The sequence below is a fragment of the Pseudoalteromonas sp. MBR-15 genome (genome assembly GCF_053628915.1).
The window spans coordinates 17,804-37,523 of the sequence record NZ_JBRJHH010000014.1; the positions used below are offsets into that span (position 1 = coordinate 17,804).

A 19,720-nucleotide genomic window follows, 5' to 3' on the forward strand; every position below is an offset into this window, starting at 1 on the left:
AAATTTAATCTAACAGCTTGTATCTTAAATTAAAATATTTGGATTAATTAAAGTTATTACTTTAAATCGGGACCTCTATTCATATATTATTCAGCTTTACACACTTCTTTATGAGCTCTAATAAAAAAGGAAAGCCTTTTGGCTGTAAATGCAATGATGCAAACTTCGTTTACTAAACCTTTGCTGCTGGTCGGCATTTTACTTATTTGTGTTGGCTTAACGGCCTGTAAAAGTACCCCAGAAGCGACTCCCGAAAGCACGCTCACTGTTGCACAAAAGCAAGCAGTGAAAGCCAAGCAAGAAGCACTGTTTGCCCGAGGCTTCTTTGAGAGCCAACTTGGCAATATTAACTATGTGTCGGCGCGACAATGCAGTGGATTTAACCTGCAAAGCCACCGAGGTTCGATTCGTTACGCCGAAAACTCAATTAATGCAGTGATTGATGCCATTGATAATAACTTTGATGTGATTGAAATTGACGTGCGTATTACCCGCGACGATGTGTGGGTTGTACACCACGATGCGCGTACCGGCCGCGAAACGGGCACGGTCGACAACAAGCGTCGCAAAATTGAGTCGATGAGTTATAAAAAAGAGTGGGGGTATTTACGCCTCCGCAATCAAGATACAGGCTTACTGAGTGATGACTTGCCTGCCTCTTTTCGTGAGTTAGCATCGAGCTTTGCGCGTTATCGTAAACCGCATCAAAAGCTTAATATTGAAATTAAATCAAACGCTTCGATCAACGATCTTAAAATGCTCGACTACCTGGCGTATGAATACATTGGTGGCGGTAATTACTTTTTTAGCAGTTTAGAAATGCGCAATTTAACGCGTATGCGTGACATTAACCCCGACATTTATTTAGCGTTTATTCAGTCGCCAGCTAAAGCGTCTATGAACAAGCTTGCCAGTGACTTAAAACGCGGTGCAGGGAGTGACCCTATTTATGAGCGCAACAAAGAACAGCTCGAAAGCTTGCAAGCATTAGGTAATCGTTATCACCGTGAAAAGCGTTACGACAGCCCGTTGCAGCTCGACAAATTAGCAAAACAGCTGAAGCGTAACTTTGGCTACGTGCTTGATATTCGACACTACAAGCAAACCGCTGCTCGTTTAAAGCCCAGTGCCAAGGCGCGTGGCATTATGATTGCGACTTATTCAATTAACGGTCACGACTATCATGAGCGCAGTTTGTTAGCGCAGTCGCGCTCGGTGCGTCCCGACTCTGTGATTATTGACGACACGGTGTATGGCTTTTGCTCGGTGTTTGAGCTGCCAAACGTGACCCCTTATTTTAGCGATGAAGCCGACGCTAAGTTAATAGCAAGCATGCCCGATGATCTTGATTTAGAGCGCCTAGACGAGCTTAAAGCGTATCAAAGTAACAAGCTTTATCCTGCTGTTGGAGGCACGCTTAAATCGACTCAAGCAGTGAGCTATGTTCCACAGGTTACACAGACGCCTAAAGCACCCAATCTCGAAATTGGCACACGCCAAGCCGATGAAGACTTTAGCTTGGAAACCGACCCAGCGGTTGAATTAGAACTACGTAAAAAGCAATAAAGAACAATACTATGACTACAATAATAAAGCCGTTTTGGTGGCGCTGTCTGCTGCTTGTTTTAGCTACTTTATATTTATTACCCGAAGCAATTTTTAATGCGCAACTTGTGTCGCTCGTAGGGTTAGGCACCCCTTCTGCGGCAGATTTAGAGCACCTCGAAATTTATGGGCGTGCGGTGTCGGGCGTTGGTGTCGCACTGTTATTAGCCGACTTTTTACCCAAAGCCATGGTTGCTAAAGTTGGCCGCGGTGTTGTTTCGTTTATTGCGCTACTTTGCCTTGTGTGGCCGGTGGTGTTTTTTGGGCAAAAGTACGCCATCGAAAAAACGTTAATAGAACCCTCAACGGCTGAGCAACGCCAGTTTGCAACCTATAGCGCAGCGCTGCGTGATGCCTTGGCAATTAACTCAATTAAAGTAAACGACCTTGATTACAACCCCGAACAACTGCACAGCTCAGAAAACCTGACTTTTTTAGCGTTGTTTGGTGGCCTACTTTATAGCGATGCAGCACTGTCTGATAACCTTGAGCAAGATAAGCGTAAAATTATTGCCTCTTTCGTGCAAAAGAAAGCGTATCAAGACTTTGATAAACATTATAAAAATTACAGCCAGTTGTACGATGAGCTGGTGGTTAAGTACAAAGCCTACGCACAGGGCAGTAAAAAATATAACCATACGTTAGCCAGCATTGGTGAGCGCGAGCAAGGTTATTGGCAACAGGTTGAGCAAGAAATCAACAGCGGGTGGAATAAGTATCAACAAGCGCAAAAAGCCCATATTGCTAAAGCCTCTGCGCGTGCACAAAAGTACGGCCCGAAAATATACGATTACCACAATAGTATTGCGAAGTGCCGTGAGCGCTACGATAAAAGCAGCGAAAAAGACCGCCGTAATCGCTGTTACGAACGTGAAGCGGCCGATTACAGAAGCACCATTTTAAAAGCCGGTATTGGTTACATTGAGCCAGACTATTGGTTAATTGAAGAAGATGTCTCGGTGGCAGAAAACGCCGCAGGCACTATTTTAATGGGCGTGCTAACGGGCGGTGTTTACACTGCATTGCAAGCGGCAAGTTTAGCGACCGGTGGCGACGGCGGTTTTAAAGATAAGCGGTATAAATACACCGACGACCCTGATCATTATCAATTACGTTTTTTACAGCATCCTAATTTTCATAAAATGTTTGCTAAAGAAACGGGTTACCCGTTTACCCTTGAAAACTTAATGGCGTTTCGTGCACACGACACCACGCAACAAAAGCTGCGTGCCCATTTTGCAAGCAAAGGCCTTGAGCTTGATAGCACGTGGAATGTGAATCAACGTCAGGTATTTGCTAATGCCGTTGCGACTAAAGTCACACAAGAAGCGACAAACCAATGGCAAAGTGAAATGCGCAAACGGGGTATGAGCTTACAGCCCAACTTAAGCTGGGTTGAGTTTCAGTTACACCCGGAAATTCAAGCCAAAATCGCCGACCGTATGGGCGACTTATACGTGAAAAACATTCGCGCAGACTGGAATAAAAAGAACTTTAAAGATCAGGTGCTTGATCCGAATATTGAAAAACGCACCGACAAGTACGTAGCCATGCTTAATAGCGCTGAAGGTAAATTTGCCGATGGCGGTGAGTACGCACAGTACGGTAAACAGGCGCTGCGTTCGGTGATTATTCCGCCTATTTCAATGTCTTTATCGTTATTTTTAATTTGTTTAACGTTTAGCAAGTTGCCGTTGAAATTATGGCAACTTATTAAACCTGCTCAAGAAAAGCAGCCAACAACATGGCTGAGCGTACTGCAAAAACTGATAATGCCTGCCGTGATTTTAATTGCCCCAGTGCTCTTTATTCATAATAGCTTTACCGAAGATGAGCAAAGCCCGGTTAACTACTTTTTAGACAAAGTGGATGAGTCGAGTAATCCGGTATTTAGCTACGCGATTCGTTGGACTCTTCATGCCCAGCCGGTACTGCATCCTTTAGGCTTAGCCTTTGAAGAAAAACTGCATATATACGAGCGTTTTAGCCCGATGAGCCATGCGCTGGCACAGGTTGATATTTTACGTCACGACACGGCAAATTTAAGCGCCGAGCAACAATCTCGCAGACAATATTTGGTTGAGCAAAAAACCAAACTGACCATTGCCACCAATGCACCTAATGCCACGGTTCGTATTATGAATATAGGCCCTAAGTACCGCCCAGGAATGACTTTAAAAACGGGCGCGTACGATATTCAGGTGTCGGCACCGGGGTATAAAACGTATCGTCGTTGGCATCAAATAGAGGCTGGCGAGCAAACATTAACAATTGATTTAAGTAAATAATTAAGCAAGGAATGACTATGCAACATTGCCAAAATACGGTGTATGCCACCGATCTTCACTGTTGTGATTGTGGTGAAGCTCTTGAGCAAAAAAGACAGATGCACACGGTTGAAGAGCTCAACCCAGACTTGCTTGCTGAAGTAAAACACTACTCGCCACAAGCCTGCACTATTACCGGTGTTGTTAAATCGATGTACTACTATAAGCGCCGTTATAAAACCAATAATGACGATATGTTATATGGCTATTGGTGGTTAGAAGTTGAAGACAAACACGGCCACATTCACGAGTTTAGCGTGGATGCTGAAAAAGAGGTGATTGCTAATTTACAAAAGGGCAATGTGATCACTGCATTTCAGCCAAGCCCTTTGACACTAAATTACCGAATAGCAAACAACGACGCGATTAAAGTCGTGAAGAATAACCGCTTTATGCCAATTGTGATTGTGCACTTTGCTGATCAACAATACCGCAGTTGGGATAGCAGCATTAACCGAGTCTACACCGGCGGGACTGTGCTATGGCTTGTATTGGGCTTTATTACATTTTTAGTGATGCTATTTGCTGCCAAACTTGAGTTTGTGCCGGCATTATTAGCAACCTTGCCTGTCGCTATTGGGGTATTTATTGCAGAACATAAATACCATAAAAAAGCCAAGGCCAAAAAGGAAGCACATTACGATGCGATTTTAGCGGCCACCGATGTCATGTTATCAACCAGTCAAAATCAATTGGGGTATCATATGCTTGCTCGCTTGCCGAGTAAGTCCGATGTAATTTGTATTTCGTGTCAGCAGCGTATTAGTAAAGATGCCGCACACTGTTATTGTTGTGGTGTTAAGCAGCATGTTGAGCCGGTAGCATCGGTTTTGGCAGATGACGAGCAAAGCACAGAAAACCAAACGGTGAGTGCAGAGCGAAAGGCTGAATCACATTTAGTTAAACCAACCACTATTGCTGATCTTGAACACGCCATAATGGGTGAATACAGCCTAGACTACAAAACAAACTATGTGCATAAAAACGTGTGGGCGCGTAATGAAAAGGGCACTATTCGTCACCGTGCCGTGCTAGGTAAAGTATTAGACAAAGCACAAAGCGCGCACGCCAATGAAACCCGTGAAACAGTCACTACAACAGAAACCACCACCACCTACCGTGGCGGTAATTATGTTGGCACCGATGTGACAGAGCGCGTTCAGGTATACCGTAATCGTAGCACGACCCTAAAAGGTGAGATCATGCTCGAAACAGCCTCGGGCGAGCCGTATATTTTTAAAGCCGGTGAAGACTTGTTAGGGTCTGTCGATGTCGGTGATTGGGTTTACTATGCCTACAGTGATGTAGAAACACAGCGTTATTCAAAGTACTTCCGTGAGTATGCGGTGAATATGAGTAAAGATATTAAATATGATTACTCATCAGTTAAACGCTTTGGTATGGTGCATGGTTTTAACCGTATGGTAATGCTAGGCCTTACATCAATTGGCTTGGCTTGGTATTTAGACCCGCAAGATTTTTATCCACTGGTGAATGCGCTTGTGCCAGACGCCGGCATTGAGTTACTTGATCAATACCCGCAAGTCGTGGAGCATTTAGATGGCTTTCCTGTTGTGGTATTTATTGTGTTAAGTGTGGTTACTGGGCTGTGGGGATTTATGTATAGCTTAGCAAATGGTACACGTTTAAAACGCAGTGTGAAAAAGCTTGAAAGCACGATCACAAAATTTTCAAAAGAGTACGGTAACATACTCGAACGAATCAAAAAATTAAACTAATAAGGGTTTTGTATGCGTATTTTTCAGTTACTTTTAGCAGGTTTGTTAATCATAAGTGGAACGGTAAAAGCCGATAGTGAGCAGTCTGTTGTGCTTATTTCGATTGATGGGTTTCGCTGGGATTACATTGAAAAACACCGCGCATCTGCGTTAAAAGCAATCAGTGAACAGGGAGTAAGGGCAACCAAAATGCGCCCTGTTTATCCAACTAAAACTTTTCCTAATCACGTGTCGATTATTACGGGGTTGTTGCCAGTTAACCACGGTATTGTTGATAACCGTTTTTGCGATACACAGCGCAATGAGTGTTACAGCATGGGTAAAGGCAAAGACGACAGCACTTGGCTAAATGGTATTCCGCTTTGGAACCTTGCACAAATGCAGGGGGTTAAAGCGGCAACCTATTTTTGGCCAGAGTCTGATGCGCGCTTTAACGGCATGTTGCCTGATTACTTTTACCACTATTCTAAGCACAGTGATTACCAAAAACGTGTTGATCAAATTATTCAATGGTTAAGCTTACCAAAAGAAAAGCGCCCACGTTTGGTGGTGAGTTACTTTTCGTTGGTAGACAGTATGGGGCATGAGTATGGCCCTGATGCAAAGCAAACCTTTGATGCAGTACAAACCTTAGATGCCCTAATGGCAGACTTGCACACACGCTTAAAAGCGCTTGATGAGAATATTAATTTGGTGATTGTTTCTGATCATGGCATGTCGACAGTTGATCCCCAACAGAGCATCAAAATTAGTCAGCTACCAGAGGATGATAACTTCATTGTTAAAAACACCGGTCCGCGCGTGCTTTATTACGCCAAACCAGATAGCCAAGCCGATATTGCGGGGTTTAGCAAAAAGCTTGCTAAGGCGGCAGATGGCCGATACATCGTTTTAAATGATCAACAAAAGCGTGATTATCATTACGATAAAGGCCCGCGTGTGGGGGATATTATTTTACAAACGACTGCACCGCGCGTATTCACCGACAGCAAAATGGCGCCTTATTTAGGCACTCATGGTTACGCATACACCGATGATATGGCCGCCACATTTATTGCCACCGGCCCTGCCTTTAAAAACGGTATGCAACTTGATGAAGTGAGTAACTTAGATGTGTATCCGCTTATTGCAAATATATTAGGCCTGAAAATTTTAAGCCCTATCGACAGCGATGGCGCGACTTTGTGGCCAGTGTTAAACAAGTAATACGCAGCTTAAAAGCAAAGAGCGAGCGTGTAGTGCGATGTAAAACCGCGGCTACAAACTCGCCCTTTGTTGCTTGAATCTTGTCACTTACAGCTTGGTTACCCAACCATACTTGCCATAACTTTCAAATTGGTAGTTTTCGTTACCCGCATTAAACTGCCCGTGTAAGGTATTTTCTGTCAGGGTCATAACGGCTTGATGGTAGTTTTGTGCGTGATCATTTAGCTTACCAAACACACTGCGATCACCGTTGCTGGCTTCAATAATGTCGGTAATTTCGACGGTGTAGCTTAGGTATTCGTCTACCTTCAAAATATACTGATCACCGGTTTTTAAGGTTTTGAGTGTTTCAATATCAAATTCACTAAATGCGGTATCGCTCAGCGTTTTAGGTAAGCGCCTTTGTTTGTATAAGTAGTCGTGCGCTTTGTTTGAAAGCTGATTAAGGGGCGCGGTTAAGTTAACAATAGGCTGAGGTGCAATAAATTGCTCATCTGATTTGTATGTAATAACAGGCTTTTCAGCGCTTGGCGTAGATATAAAGCCATCGCTTTGAATATGCCATTCGTTAAGCGCAAATGCACTGATTGGAAGAATGAAGATTAATGCAAGCGTCCTGTTCACATGTTTCTCTTACGGGTTTTAATGTTAACTTAATGTAAGTTTTTACCTTAAATTAACTTAATGGTCAATAGTTGTTCTATCAATGCTGCTTTTGGTAATCGTGACGATAAAATTTATTTGTTTTACTCGGGCTGCAATGCTGCGCATAATCCGCGTTTTTTTGTCACTTAAACCCCAAGACTAGAGGTACTAACCATGCGTGGGTGGATCATTTATAAAGACAGTTCGGGCTTGTTAAAGCAAGAAACCTATGAAGTTGAGCGTTTACTTGCAGCTGCCAAAGAAGAGGGCATTGATTTACAAGTTTTTTCGCCTGATCAATTTGATTTAACCATTACCCGCGAAGATGGCAAAAGCATTTTGATTGATGGTCAATCCGTTGCACTACCTGATTTTGTTATTCCACGTATGGGCGCGAGCACAACGTATTTTGCTTTGGCTATTATTCGCCACCTTGAGCGTTTAGGTGTGTATTGCGTGAATAGCTCGCAGTCAATCGAAACGGTGAAAGACAAGTTATTTGCACAGCAAATTTTAGCTGAGTGTAATTTACCAACCCCTAATACAATGCTCGTAAAGTTTCCGGTAAATATTGATTTAGTTGAAAAACAAATTGGTTTCCCGGTGGTGATCAAAACGTTATCGGGGTCGCAAGGCAGTGGTGTCTTTTTATCAAAGTCGAAAGAAGAGTTTGATGATCTTATGCAGTTAATCGAGGCTGCAAACCCACAAGCAAACATTATTTTGCAGCAGTTTGTTAAGTCGAGCCACGGTCGTGATTTGCGTGTACTTACTATCGGTGGACGTGCCGTTGCATGTATGGAACGCAACTCGCAGGGTAAAAACTTTAAAGCAAATGTCAGTGCGGGTGGTACAGGTAAGTCATTCCCAATTACCCCTGAAATTGAGTGGCTTGCAACACAAACGGCCAACGTTTTAAAGCTCGATGTAGCGGGCATCGATTTATTATTTGACGAGCAGCATTTTAAAATATGTGAAGCAAACTCAAGCCCTGGCTTTGAAGGCCTAGAAGGTGCATTGGGCATTGATGTCGCAAAAGAAATTTTGCACTTTATTCGTATCCGCTTAGGTATTTTTGACAAGCCCGTAGCGAAAGAAGTAAACGAAGAAGTGGTTGATCAAACTGCCGCTTAGTGATTACTTAACCGAAAGATGCACAAATACGGCCACCGCGACTAGGTGGCCTTCTGTATAGTAAATTACTCTTCAAATACTACAAAAGTGTACAGTGTCAACGTGTGCTTCTTGCGATAAGGTAGGTTTTTATCTGCATGTTTTGCAAGGAGTCTCCCCTTTATGAGTCAACTGATCAGTCGAGCAACCGCGGGCTTAGTGGCGGTGATTATTGGCTTTACCAGCTCAATTGCATTGATATATCAATTAGTGATGGTGCTAGGCGGTACCCCTGATTTAGTGGCCAGTTGGGTATTAATGCTGGGGCTTGCGATGGGAGTAAGCTCTATTGCATTGTCGTATTACTATAAAGTGCCCATTTTGGTTGCGTGGTCGACTACGGGCGCTGCATTACTTATTTCAAGCGCGCAAGGCTACACCTTAAACCAAGCTGTTGGGGCGTTTATGTTCTCGGCGGTGTTGGTGTTTTTATGCGGTATCACCGGTATTTTCGAAAAAATGATGAACAAAATTCCCAGTCAATTGGCCTGTGCTATGTTGGCGGGTGTCTTGGTGAATTTTGGCATTGATGTGTTCAATTTTATGAACGAATTGCCCTTAGTGATTGGCGTGATGGTGGCTGTTTATTTATGTGGTAAACGTTATTTCCCCCGTTTTGCGATGTTAGCTGTTGTTGTGGTTGGCTTTTTAATGGCTGCAATGACCGGACAAATTGATACAAGCAGTTGGCAATGGAAATTAAGCGAGTTTACATTTATTGCGCCAGAGTTTGATTTAAATGCCATGGTCAGTGTGGGCTTACCGCTGTTTATTGTGACGATGACATCGCAAAACTTACCAGGCATCGCTGTGTTAAAAGCACATCATTATAAGGCTCCGGTCTCGGCTGCTCTGAATGTTACGGGGCTTTTAAATGTGTTTATCGCGCCATTTGGTGGGTATTCGATTAACCTTGCGGCGATCACTGCGGCAATTTGTATGAGCCCCGAAGCCGATAAAAATCCCGATAAGCGTTATTGGGCAAGTATTGCTGGTGGTGTGTTTTATATCATTATGGCGTTACTGGCTGCGACATTAGTTGGTTTAGTCGCCAGTTTACCGCAAGCACTTATTTTAGCATTAGCGGGTATAGCCTTGTTTGCCACGATTGCCAGTAGTTTACAGCAAGCGTTAACAGAGGCTTACTATACCGAGGCAGCCATAGTGACATTTTTAGTGACGGCTTCAAACCTGACCTTGTTCACGGTTGGTTCGGCATTTTGGGGGATTGTTGCAGGGGTAATAACCTTAGTGATGACACGCAAAGATTAGGGGCTATTTAAACTAATCCGCAATGATGCTTAATCATTTTGAGGGATTAAACCTGTCGCGAGCTGTGTTAAAAATGTCTGATTTACGACTGCATGGATGCAAGAGGCTGGAGGCAGAGCAATGCGGGAGTAATTGCCGAGAACACCTCAATAACGACATGTTTGCCCAGTTATCAACGAGCTTATATTGCCCAAAATAGATCACTTAATTAAACAAATTAGTATTAAAGGTGAAAGTAACAAATGAAAGTAATACGAAGTCATGAATTTACTGCCGACCGTGCATGGGGCGCATTAGATATCGCCACAATGAACGGCATTACAACCCGCTTGCATTGGACGAATGAGCCTTACAAGTGGCACACCAACGATGGTGAAGAAGTGTTTGTGGTGTTAAGTGGTCAGGTTGAGATGCTTTATAAGCAACAGGGTGAAGTATGCGCTGAGCTGTTAAATGCCGGAGATATCTTTTATGCCAGTGTTGGCACTGAGCATGTGGCTCACCCAAAAGGTGAAGCGCGTATTTTGGTGGTCGAGACACAAGGCAGCGTGTGAGTATCAATTAGGCCCTAGTAACTAGGGCCTAACTACAATTACTTAAGCAAAGGCTTAATAACTTCGTACATGGCGTTAATGTGGTCATCGCGCGTATTAAGTGCAGGAATATAACGGTATTTTTCACCGCCTGCATGCTCGAATATTTCGCGGTTTTCGCCTTCTATCTCTTCTAATGTTTCTAAGCAATCGGCGCTAAACGCAGGGCTAATTATGGCAATATCTTTAATGCCTTGTGCGGGGTAACTCTCAAGCGTGGCGTCGGTGTATGGTTTTAACCATTCTGCTTTACCAAAACGGCTTTGGAACGTGGTCACCGCTAAGTCTTTGTCTAAGCCTAGCTTTTCTGACACTAAACGCGTGGTTTGCATACAAAAACAGTAGTAAGGGTCGCCATTTTCTAAAAATAGTTTTGGCATACCATGATACGAAAATACCAGTTTTTGCGGTGTGCCATGGGCATTTAAATCTTCGCTGATACTGGCTGCTAACGCATCAATGTAAATAGGGTGGTCGTGGTAGCCGTTTATAAAGTGAAGCTCGGGTACCCAGCGCCATTTTCGTAATACGTTCGACACAGCATCAAACGTTGAACCAATCGTTGTGCTTGAGTATTGCGGATAAAGCGGCAGCACAATAACGCGGGTAATGCCTTTTTCGCGCAGTGCTTCAAGCCCCGCTTCAATCGATGGATTACCATAACGCATTGCCATAACAACGTCGGTATCTTGATGGCCTTTCTCTTTTAAAATTGCGGCGAGTTTTTCGCTTTGTTGGCGTGTGATATGCGTTAATGGCGAGCCGTTTTCTGTCCATATACTTTTATAAAGTGCAGCAGAGCGCTTTGGGCGAAGCGTGAGTACAAAGCAATACAGGATGATCATCCAAATGAAGCGCGGGATTTCGACAATGCGTGGATCAGATAAAAATTCGCGTAAGTAGGTTCTGAGTGCCGCTGTGGTTGGGGCATCAGGGCTGCCTAAGTTGGTCAATAAGATACCGGTTTTTTTATTAAATCGGCCATCATGAGGCTTATCTGTTATAGCGGAAAATCGCGACACTGATCGCTCCTTTAGAAGTAAAAGTAATATAAATCACATTGTAACGAAGTAGCGATAATAAGTGATCACTTTATTCGTTAATTTTTGATCATGATCCTGAAAGGATTCGGTTTTTTCGCTTCGAGCTGCTGTAACTTACTTATCGATTTAGGGCCAAATACATGCCCTTTAGGTAAGAGCAAAATTCCATCGTAGTTTCTCAGAGCATGCCCAAGCACCATGCCGTTTTTTAACTCGTTTGCATTAATGATTTTCATGCTGCCAACGAGTTGGTTACTGGCGCAGCTAATTTTTAATCCACTTAAAATCTCGAGCAATTTAGGATGGTAGTAGGTGCCACTGTAAAGTTGTAATTGCCCCAGTGCATTTTCGAACTTGCTGTTTCCCAGCGAACTGACTTGAGCCACGGCTTGCCAAAAGTCGCGAGAAATAGCCAAAATCATGGCGGTTATCGGGATGTCGGCGCCTTTTAATCCTTTTGGAATACCATTGCCATTGTATTGCTCAAATTGGTAATAAATGGCTTCGGATACATCGTGTAAATGGGTTGCGGGCATTAACATAAGTTGCGCCGTGCTTGGGTGCGTATAAAAAAGCTTTTTTTGATTTTCGTTTAATTCACGCGTGGGCTTTTTATACAGGGCTGGCTCCATTGCCAATAAGCCAATTTGCGCTAAATAGCCTGCCATTTCGGCCATTTCTATGTGTTTTTTATCTAACCCAAGTGCCTGCGCAATTTGCTTGCAGGTGTTCGCTATATTTTGCGCTTGAATACCATCTAGGTATGGGTTGGCGTTGATAAAATTATATAAAATCTCGAAAGTTGTGCGGTGTTCGTGTTTTTCACGTTCGTTTGCTTCTTCAAGCTGTTTAAGCACTTTACGTATTTGTTGGGTGCGTTTTTCAACCATCTGCTCAAGGTTATTATTGAGCTCTTTTAGTTGGCTGTTTTGGGCTTTAATTTTTTGCTCAAGTTGCTTGTTTTTACGTTTTAAAGAGGTTTTTTCGATGCCGTCATGAATGTTGCGTAACAACAGCTCATTTTGCCAAGGCTTTTGAATATAAGCGTGAATTTTTCCTTTATTTACAGCGGCAATGGTATTGTCGATATCGGAATAGCCGGTTAATAAAATACGTTGTGTATCGGGGGCAATGTTGATTGCTTGTGCAAAAAAGTCTGCGCCATCCATACCGGGCATGCGCATGTCACAAATGATCACATCAAAGGTGAAACTGTCTAAAAGTTTTAGTGCTTCAATGGGCGAAAGGCTGGTCTTAACCGAAAGGTTATTTGCCGTTAACAACCTAACTAAGGTGCGTAAAACAATTTCATCGTCATCAATGCATAAAACCTGAATATGTTCTTTATTAAGTTGTTTTGCCATACCACATTGCTTTGAATCATCTTTAATCAATAACATAGCCTTAAATTAGGGCTTGTGCTAGGTTTTATAAGAGATGAGCTAAGTTTGAGGCTAAAATGGGTGATTTTAAACAAGCCTATTTACTAGAAAAAGCGGCGCGTGAACAAGCGGAGCAATTGTTAGCAGATAAAAGCCGGCTGTTGGTTGCATTAAACAGTGAACTTGAACAAAAAATTGCTGATTTAGAGCATCATCAGGCGATGTTTATTCAGGCCGAGAAAATGGCAACACTTGGCACGCTTTGCGCGGGTGTTGCGCATGAAATTAATAATCCACTGGCTTACAGTATTAGTAATGTTGACTGTTTAAAAGATTACTGTGATTTTTTTAGTGAGTTGCTTAGTGCATGTGACAAGTTTGCCAAGCGACACATTGAAAGAGATGTTTTTTCTGAGCAATTGACGCAACTGAATAAAAAACATGAATTTAATTATGTGGCCAACGATTTGCCTGAGCTAATTAGCGACACTGCCCAAGGCTTACAACGGATCCGTAAAATAGTTGCAAACTTGCTCGATTTTTCGCGGCCTAAAGGGCACGAAAAGCAATTTGCCGATATGACTGACGCGGTGAAAAGTGCCGTAAAACTGTTAGCAAATCAGTTAAACGATTACCACTTACACACCCACTACAGTCCTATTTCGATTAGCTGGTGTAATTTGCCTGCGATCAGCCAAGTTGTCGTTAATATTTTAATAAATGCCAAGCAAGCATGTGACAGTAATCGCTCAGAGGCACAGATTACGGTGTCGGTGTATGAGATTGAGCATCATATTTACATTGATATTGAAGACAATGGTGAGGGAATGTCGGAGCAAACAATGGCTAAAATTTATGATCCCTTTTACACCACTAAACCTGTAGGCGAGGGAACCGGTATGGGCATGACCATGGCATACGCTATTGTGCATGAGCATCAAGGCCGGATTGATATTCAAAGTACACAAGGTATGGGAACGCGTATTAGCTGTGTGTTTCCGATCCTCAGTCATGTAAGGCAAGTTGTTGACAATATCTAAGTTGTTGCAAAAAAATGTGGATTCGCTAGTGTAGGAATACACCCTAACAAAGGCAAAATATAAAGGCTCAATATGCTTAATAAAGAAAGTGCAGATGTATTTAAAAACTATCTCGCAAGTCAAAGCGAAACACAGCAGGTTAGTTTAGACCAAGTAATCGGTTTTATGAGTGGCTTGTTAGCGTGTTCTGAGTTTTTTGGCGAGTCTGAATTGGCTAATTACATAGCCGACGGCGACGAAACGGTGTTTAACACGTTAATGACTGAGTCAGCCCCTCGTGATGCGATGATTGAGCTGCTTGATAATGTAACGGAAGCACAAGTTGAGCAAAAAAAATTACTCGTACATTTATACCCAGATGAAGTGAAAGCCAACGAGCCAAGCCAAGCATTGCAAGATTTTTGCAGTGGCTATATTGCAGCCTATATTGTTAACCAAGATATCTGGCATAGTGATTTACAATTTTTGTTGAAAGCCGATGAACAGAATGACAACGCAGGTGATGGTCAGCTGTTTATTGATAATTTTGAAGCAACGCTTGATTTACTCACAACCTTAGCCATGTGGGATCAGGCGCTTGCAAATCACCCCGAGCCTGATAAGTTAGGAGAAGGTTTTGCGACCTTTTTTACCGCGTTAGATGAAAGCTTGTCTGAGATTGCAACGATGGCGCTGATGCTTGAAGATGAAAAACTCGCGATGATAGAGCAAGAATAACCTCACCCTGTTAATAGCAGAGATAAGTGTGTAGTTGCATTTTCTTGCTTATTTCTGCTCATTAAATAATCAAAACCCCTTTCTTTAATCACTTAATAGTACAAATAGGTATAATTATACCTAAGTCGTAGCTAATTTTTCTTTCTTTTCATTTTTTTGTTGATAGGATGTTTTGTAAAGGTTAACTCGCAGGCTTGAGTTAGCTTTCAAAATTAAGATTTTATAAATCTATAACACGTGCTTAATGCTTTTCCTTTGTTTCTCCCTGTGGGGCGCTTTATTTTTTAGCTTTGGAAAAGCCAGAATATCAACAGGATTCACATGACAACACATTCTTTTAGTATGCTGGCTATTGCCGTCAGCGTCGCTGTGTCGGCGACTTCATTGCAGGCTGCTGAGCAAGCAACAGACGTTCAAGCTGATAAAAATATTGAACAAATTTCAGTTTTGGGATCGCGAGTAGCAAACCGCACTGTGACCGAATCAAGCTCTCCTATTGATTTAATTGATGCTGATACCCTGAATAAAGGGGGCTTCACTGAACTTGGCCAAAGTTTACAAGCGACCGCACCGTCTTTTAACTTTTCTCGTACGCAAGTGTCAGATGGGTCTGATTTATTTAGACCCGCGACTCTGCGCGGTTTACAGCCAGATCAAACGTTGGTGCTTATTAATGGTAAACGTCGTCATAATCAGTCTATTTTTGGCCTAAACGGCACAGTGGGCGCGGGTGCAGCGGGAACCGACATGAACGCTATTCCGCTTAGCGCATTAAAAGGGGTTGAAGTATTGCGTGATGGCGCAGCGGCGCAATATGGCTCTGATGCAATTGCAGGGGTGATTAACTTATCACTTAACGATTCTACCGGTGTGACAACGGGCTATGTGCAAGCAGGTAGTACGGGCGAAGGCGACGGCGATACGATTTCGATTGGTTTAAATCGTGGTTTTGATTTAGGCGACGAAGGGGGGTTTATTAATTTTTCGGCTGAATACCGTAATGCTGATGGCACTAATAGAGCCGAGCGTGATACGGGTGGGTCGTTAGATGTCCCTGCTGGCACATTATCTGACGATGTCCGCTGGGGGCAAGGTAATGCCGACAGCGAGTTTACGTCACTTTTTTATAATATGGCACTTCCGCTGGGTGACACAGAACTTTACTCATTTGGTGGCTATTCAAACCGAACAGCATTAGGGAATGGTTTTTACCGTAACTATAATCAGGCCGCAAAGAATGTGGTGCAAGTATACAGCGATGGCTTTTTACCTCGTATAGACAACGAAGCCGAAGATATTTCATTTGCAGTGGGTCTGCGTGGCGAGCTGAACCCTGACTGGGGTTATGATGTGTCTGCTGTGTACGGTGAAAATAGCTATGATTTCACTTCAAAAAATACCTTAAATGCTTCTTATGCTGCTGAATATGTAGCTAATAACCCAGATGCGAGTGATGCAGATATTGCTGCTAATGCGGGCCCACGAGGCGGGTATTCGGGCGGATTTAGATTTGATCAAGCCACCGTTAATGCCGATTTAAACGGCGTTGTTAATATTGGCCGCAGTGAGCCTGTGTATGTGTCGGTGGGGGCTGAGTACCGCAAAGAAAACTATCAAATTGTCCCAGGCGAAGAAGCATCCTATGCGTGCGGCCTTGCTAATACAGACACTTCTTACCCAGCGGTAAACGATGACAGCGTATTTGCTGAATGTGGTTTTCAGGCTTATAACGGCCTTCGTCCTGAGGCATCAAACAAAGAAAGCCGCGACAGCTATGCATTTTATGTCAATGCTGAAACCTTACTGACAGATGCATGGCAAGTGAGTACGGCACTGCGCTATGAAGATTTCTCTGATGCAGGTGACGACATCATTGGTAAATTAGCGACACGCTATGAAATCTCTGATGATTTTGCAGTGCGTGGTGCAATCTCATCGGGTTTCAGAGCGCCTTCATTACAGCAAAGTGCTTATACGGCTTACACCACTAACTTAGGTGCGGGTGGGGTATTATTGCAGTCATTTACTGCAACGGCGGGATCTGATTTTCCTTCAGCACTGGGCGTTGATAACCTTGGTCTTGAAAGCTCAGAGAACCTAAGCGCAGGTTTTGTTTATAACGTGAGCAGTGAACTGTCGTTAACCGTTGATTTTTATCATATTGAAATTAAAGACCGCATTACGCTTGGCAGCTTAATGTCTGCGGATGATGTTGCCTTTAGCCCTGCGGCTGTGGCTGCATTGAACGCCACTGGCGCACAGCAAGCGAACTACTTTTCAAACTCGGTAGACTCAACTACGAAAGGGGTTGATATTATTGCCTCGTACCGTACTGATTTGTACGACGGTAATTTCTCAGCAACGTTTGCTGGTAATATTAACGACACCGAAATTGATAATGTTAATGCCCCAGAGGGGATCCCTGAGTCGATTGCACTGGATGATTTGCAGCGTAGCTTTTTAACAGATGGCCAACCTGGTGAGCGTGCAACGCTTACGTTTGAATATGATCGTGGCGACTTTAACAGTATGTTGCGCTTTAATTATTATGGCGAAACAGACGTTAAGTACTTTGGTAATGACCATATTGGCTTACCAGATGAGCTTTCACCTACAGGCGAATTTAAAGATACCAGTACGGTAGAGTCTGCGGTTTTAGTTGATATTAACGTGGGTTATCAGTTAACTGATGAGCTTATGCTGTCGGCAGGTATTGATAATATCTTCGACGTGACCCCTGATGAGTTAGGCGAAGATGAAGCACTTGATTTTATCACTAATCAAGCGTTTAAGTACCCTGTACGTGCCTTGCCTTATGGCTTTGATGGCATGACCTACTATGCAAAACTTAGTTTTAGCTTTTAATTCCTATATTGAAATGAAGTTTAAATAGCGCCGAAAGGCGCTATTTTTTTGTCTTTGCGAAGGTGAATACTAATACTTAATTAAGCACAGTGGTATACGTATAGCGCCCTGCATTTATAAAACGCAGCTGGGGTAAAGCAAAGCGTATAGCAGCGGTTTAATTCACTTTGAGTTATACCGCATAAAACCGCTGTTACGTGTAAGCCTTTATTGTTTTGAACTATTGGCAGCCCGTTCGCATATGTCGCGCATTCGCTGTTTAATCTCAGGCTCTTTTTCGTTGAGTAGTTTACTAATGCAGTCGATGTACGCGTGGTTTTCTTCAAATGGCACACCTATTTCGTAGGCGTCTGCGGCTAAGCGCAGCATTTCTTTGTCAAATTCGCTGAAGATATTAACCAGCTCTTGTGCTTTTTGTTGCTCAATGCCGAGTGCTTCAAATGCGCTGCGACCCATGCGAAGGGAGCTGTCGTAGGTTTCTCTTATAATGTCGCGACACCCGTATGCCCACAAGTCATAAACATGATGGCGGTCTACAGCACGCGCAACAACATGAAGGTGCGGATAGTTTTGCATTGCATAGCGAACCAGTTTGGTTATTTGCTCGGCATCATCGAGTGTAACAACTAGTAATTTTGCATTGTCTATTCCGGCGGCGCTGAGTAAGTCGGGTCTTGTTGCATCACCAAAAAAATTGCGGATCCCGACACGCTCTAATCGATCAAGCTGTTTGTAATTGTAATCAATTACGGTGGTGTTAAAGCCGCCTGCTTTTAAGATTAAATCGATAACCCCTCCAACACGACCAGAGCCAGCAATGATGACGTGGCTATCTTCAGGAAAGGTTTCTTCTCGGTGAGCTTGCTCGCCAATATAACGAGGGGCAATGAAACGTTGATACACAATGTATAATACCGGTGATAACAACATAGAAAGTGTGACAACCAATAACAGTTGGTCGGCCAAAGCCGATGGAAGCACATGATTGCCCACGCTGTAGCTTAATAGCACAAACCCAAACTCACCGGCTTGAGCAAGCCCTAGCGCCAGTAACCATAGGGCGGCTCCTTTTAAGCCAAACAGTCGTCCAAGCATTAATAACGCCGCTGTTTTAGTAAGGATCAAAATCGCCGTTAAAAGCACAATGGTCGCGAGGTTATCAGTTAATAACTGAAAATTAATACTGGCGCCAACCGTGATAAAAAAGAGCCCTAACAGTAATCCTTTGAAAGGATCGATATTGCTTTCGAGCTCGTGCTTATAGGGGGAGTTTGCAAGCACCACGCCTGCTAAAAATGTGCCCAATGCGGGTGAAAGGCCCACTAACGACATCATCAATGCTATGCCAATAACAAAAAATAGCGCCGTGGCGGTAAAGAGTTCACGTAGCCGTGCTTGTGCTACAAACCTAAAAAGTGGGGCTGTGAGATGGCTTCCGCCAAACACCACAAGCGCAATCATACCTAATGTGACTAAGGCTGCTTGCCAGCTTTCAAGCCCTGCTACGAGGCTAAGCCCTGTATGACTGTTATTGCTGGTGCTTGTTATTCCTGTTGCCAGCTCTGGTAGGGCTAATAATGGAATAAATGCGAGCATGGGAATAACCGCAATATCTTGCGTGAGTAACACACTAAATGATGCTTGGCCGCCGTCTGATTTTAATAACCCACGCTCTGACAGGGTTTGCAGCACAATCGCCGTTGAAGAAAGCGATAAAATTAAGCCAATAGTGAGGGCTGTTTGCCACGGGTGATCCAACATCATAGCTAATGCTGTAAATGCTGCACTGGTTAATAAAACTTGCCCTCCGCCAAGACCTATTAGTTGTTTGCGCATTGACCACAGTGTTTTAGGTTCAAGCTCAAGACCAACAATAAACAGCATCATCACCACACCAAATTCGGCAAAATGCTGAATGGCAATCACATCCACATTTAAGGTGGTTAGCAAAGGAGAAATGGCAATACCAGCCAGTAGGTAACCCAGTACAGACCCGAGTCCCAGCTTGGTGGCTATTGGCACGGCAATAATGCCTGCAATGAGGAAAATATAGGCTATTAACAGTAAGTCAGTCATTATGATCCTGTTGTTCTTTTTGATTTTTAGTCATTAT

At 43.4% G+C, this 19,720-nt stretch carries 14 protein-coding genes; 10 read left to right on the forward strand and 4 right to left on the reverse strand.

Annotated elements, in window-relative coordinates; all coding sequences use genetic code 11:
* Positions 1-138: 138 nt before the first annotated feature.
* From ACSSVW_RS16790 to ACSSVW_RS16805, 4 genes are read left to right on the forward strand one after another with little or no spacing between them, the layout of a single operon-like run.
* On the forward strand, positions 139-1,566 hold the full coding sequence (locus tag ACSSVW_RS16790; protein WP_454179762.1) for a glycerophosphodiester phosphodiesterase: 1,428 nt from the start codon (positions 139-141) through the stop codon (positions 1,564-1,566).
* Between the two features lie 11 nt (positions 1,567-1,577).
* A complete protein-coding gene (locus ACSSVW_RS16795; RefSeq protein WP_182396685.1) occupies positions 1,578-3,893 on the forward strand; it encodes a carboxypeptidase-like regulatory domain-containing protein in 2,316 nt (771 codons plus the stop codon).
* A gap of 17 nt (positions 3,894-3,910) precedes the next feature.
* Complete coding sequence (locus ACSSVW_RS16800) at positions 3,911-5,671, forward strand: hypothetical protein (RefSeq protein WP_454179763.1); 1,761 nt, start codon at positions 3,911-3,913, stop codon at positions 5,669-5,671.
* 12 nt (positions 5,672-5,683) lie between these two features.
* Complete coding sequence (locus ACSSVW_RS16805) at positions 5,684-6,877, forward strand: alkaline phosphatase family protein (RefSeq protein WP_036972487.1); 1,194 nt, start codon at positions 5,684-5,686, stop codon at positions 6,875-6,877.
* A gap of 87 nt (positions 6,878-6,964) precedes the next feature.
* On the opposite strand, the gene ACSSVW_RS16810 is transcribed toward ACSSVW_RS16805, so the two are convergent.
* Positions 6,965-7,501 carry a hypothetical protein gene (locus ACSSVW_RS16810; RefSeq protein WP_454179765.1) on the reverse strand — a complete coding sequence of 179 codons (537 nt, stop codon included), beginning with the start codon at positions 7,499-7,501 and terminating at the stop codon, positions 6,965-6,967.
* 195 nt (positions 7,502-7,696) lie between these two features.
* Between ACSSVW_RS16810 and ACSSVW_RS16815 the strand changes: the two genes are divergently transcribed.
* From ACSSVW_RS16815 to ACSSVW_RS16825, 3 genes are all read left to right on the forward strand, one after another.
* Positions 7,697-8,656 (forward strand): ATP-grasp domain-containing protein, encoded by a 960-nt coding sequence (locus ACSSVW_RS16815; RefSeq protein WP_036972486.1) that lies wholly within the window; start codon positions 7,697-7,699, stop codon positions 8,654-8,656.
* Positions 8,657-8,818: 162 nt separating this feature from the next.
* Positions 8,819-9,967 (forward strand): benzoate/H(+) symporter BenE family transporter, encoded by a 1,149-nt coding sequence (locus tag ACSSVW_RS16820; protein ID WP_036972485.1) that lies wholly within the window; start codon positions 8,819-8,821, stop codon positions 9,965-9,967.
* Positions 9,968-10,209: 242 nt separating this feature from the next.
* A complete protein-coding gene (locus ACSSVW_RS16825; RefSeq protein ID WP_036972483.1) occupies positions 10,210-10,521 on the forward strand; it encodes a cupin domain-containing protein in 312 nt (103 codons plus the stop codon).
* A 38-nt stretch (positions 10,522-10,559) separates the two neighbouring features.
* On the opposite strand, the gene hemH is transcribed toward ACSSVW_RS16825, so the two are convergent.
* Entirely contained in the window at positions 10,560-11,582 is a 1,023-nt protein-coding gene (hemH, locus tag ACSSVW_RS16830; protein ID WP_074988485.1) for a ferrochelatase, read from the reverse strand.
* Positions 11,583-11,659: 77 nt separating this feature from the next.
* Positions 11,660-12,967 carry an HD domain-containing phosphohydrolase gene (locus tag ACSSVW_RS16835; RefSeq protein WP_036972952.1) on the reverse strand — a complete coding sequence of 436 codons (1,308 nt, stop codon included), beginning with the start codon at positions 12,965-12,967 and terminating at the stop codon, positions 11,660-11,662.
* Between the two features lie 95 nt (positions 12,968-13,062).
* Between ACSSVW_RS16835 and ACSSVW_RS16840 the strand changes: the two genes are divergently transcribed.
* The 3 genes from ACSSVW_RS16840 to ACSSVW_RS16850 all read left to right on the forward strand — a co-directional run bounded on the left by ACSSVW_RS16840 (position 13,063) and on the right by ACSSVW_RS16850 (position 17,607).
* The gene (locus ACSSVW_RS16840) at positions 13,063-14,025 is read left to right on the forward strand and encodes a sensor histidine kinase (protein WP_075593414.1); all 963 of its coding nucleotides are present in this window, start codon (positions 13,063-13,065) and stop codon (positions 14,023-14,025) included.
* Positions 14,026-14,097: 72 nt separating this feature from the next.
* Positions 14,098-14,742: a UPF0149 family protein gene (locus ACSSVW_RS16845; RefSeq protein ID WP_036972480.1), complete on the forward strand. Its 645-nt coding sequence runs from the start codon at positions 14,098-14,100 to the stop codon at positions 14,740-14,742.
* Between the two features lie 321 nt (positions 14,743-15,063).
* A complete protein-coding gene (locus ACSSVW_RS16850; RefSeq protein ID WP_454179766.1) occupies positions 15,064-17,607 on the forward strand; it encodes a TonB-dependent receptor plug domain-containing protein in 2,544 nt (847 codons plus the stop codon).
* Between the two features lie 207 nt (positions 17,608-17,814).
* Here the strand turns inward: ACSSVW_RS16850 and ACSSVW_RS16855 are convergent, their stop codons facing one another.
* Positions 17,815-19,683: a cation:proton antiporter domain-containing protein gene (locus ACSSVW_RS16855; protein WP_454179768.1), complete on the reverse strand. Its 1,869-nt coding sequence runs from the start codon at positions 19,681-19,683 to the stop codon at positions 17,815-17,817.
* Positions 19,684-19,720 lie beyond the last annotated feature (37 nt).

Coding starts and splice junctions, on each gene's coding strand:
- ACSSVW_RS16795 (WP_182396685.1), top strand. CDS start 1,578: ATGACTACAATAATAAAGCCGTTTTGGTGGCGCTGTCTGCTGCTTGTT.
- ACSSVW_RS16800 (WP_454179763.1), top strand. CDS start 3,911: ATGCAACATTGCCAAAATACGGTGTATGCCACCGATCTTCACTGTTGT.
- ACSSVW_RS16805 (WP_036972487.1), top strand. CDS start 5,684: ATGCGTATTTTTCAGTTACTTTTAGCAGGTTTGTTAATCATAAGTGGA.
- ACSSVW_RS16815 (WP_036972486.1), top strand. CDS start 7,697: ATGCGTGGGTGGATCATTTATAAAGACAGTTCGGGCTTGTTAAAGCAA.
- ACSSVW_RS16820 (WP_036972485.1), top strand. CDS start 8,819: ATGAGTCAACTGATCAGTCGAGCAACCGCGGGCTTAGTGGCGGTGATT.
- ACSSVW_RS16825 (WP_036972483.1), top strand. CDS start 10,210: ATGAAAGTAATACGAAGTCATGAATTTACTGCCGACCGTGCATGGGGC.
- ACSSVW_RS16835 (WP_036972952.1), bottom strand. CDS start 12,967: ATGGCAAAACAACTTAATAAAGAACATATTCAGGTTTTATGCATTGAT.
- ACSSVW_RS16840 (WP_075593414.1), top strand. CDS start 13,063: ATGGGTGATTTTAAACAAGCCTATTTACTAGAAAAAGCGGCGCGTGAA.
- ACSSVW_RS16845 (WP_036972480.1), top strand. CDS start 14,098: ATGCTTAATAAAGAAAGTGCAGATGTATTTAAAAACTATCTCGCAAGT.
- ACSSVW_RS16850 (WP_454179766.1), top strand. CDS start 15,064: ATGACAACACATTCTTTTAGTATGCTGGCTATTGCCGTCAGCGTCGCT.
- ACSSVW_RS16855 (WP_454179768.1), bottom strand. CDS start 19,683: ATGACTGACTTACTGTTAATAGCCTATATTTTCCTCATTGCAGGCATT.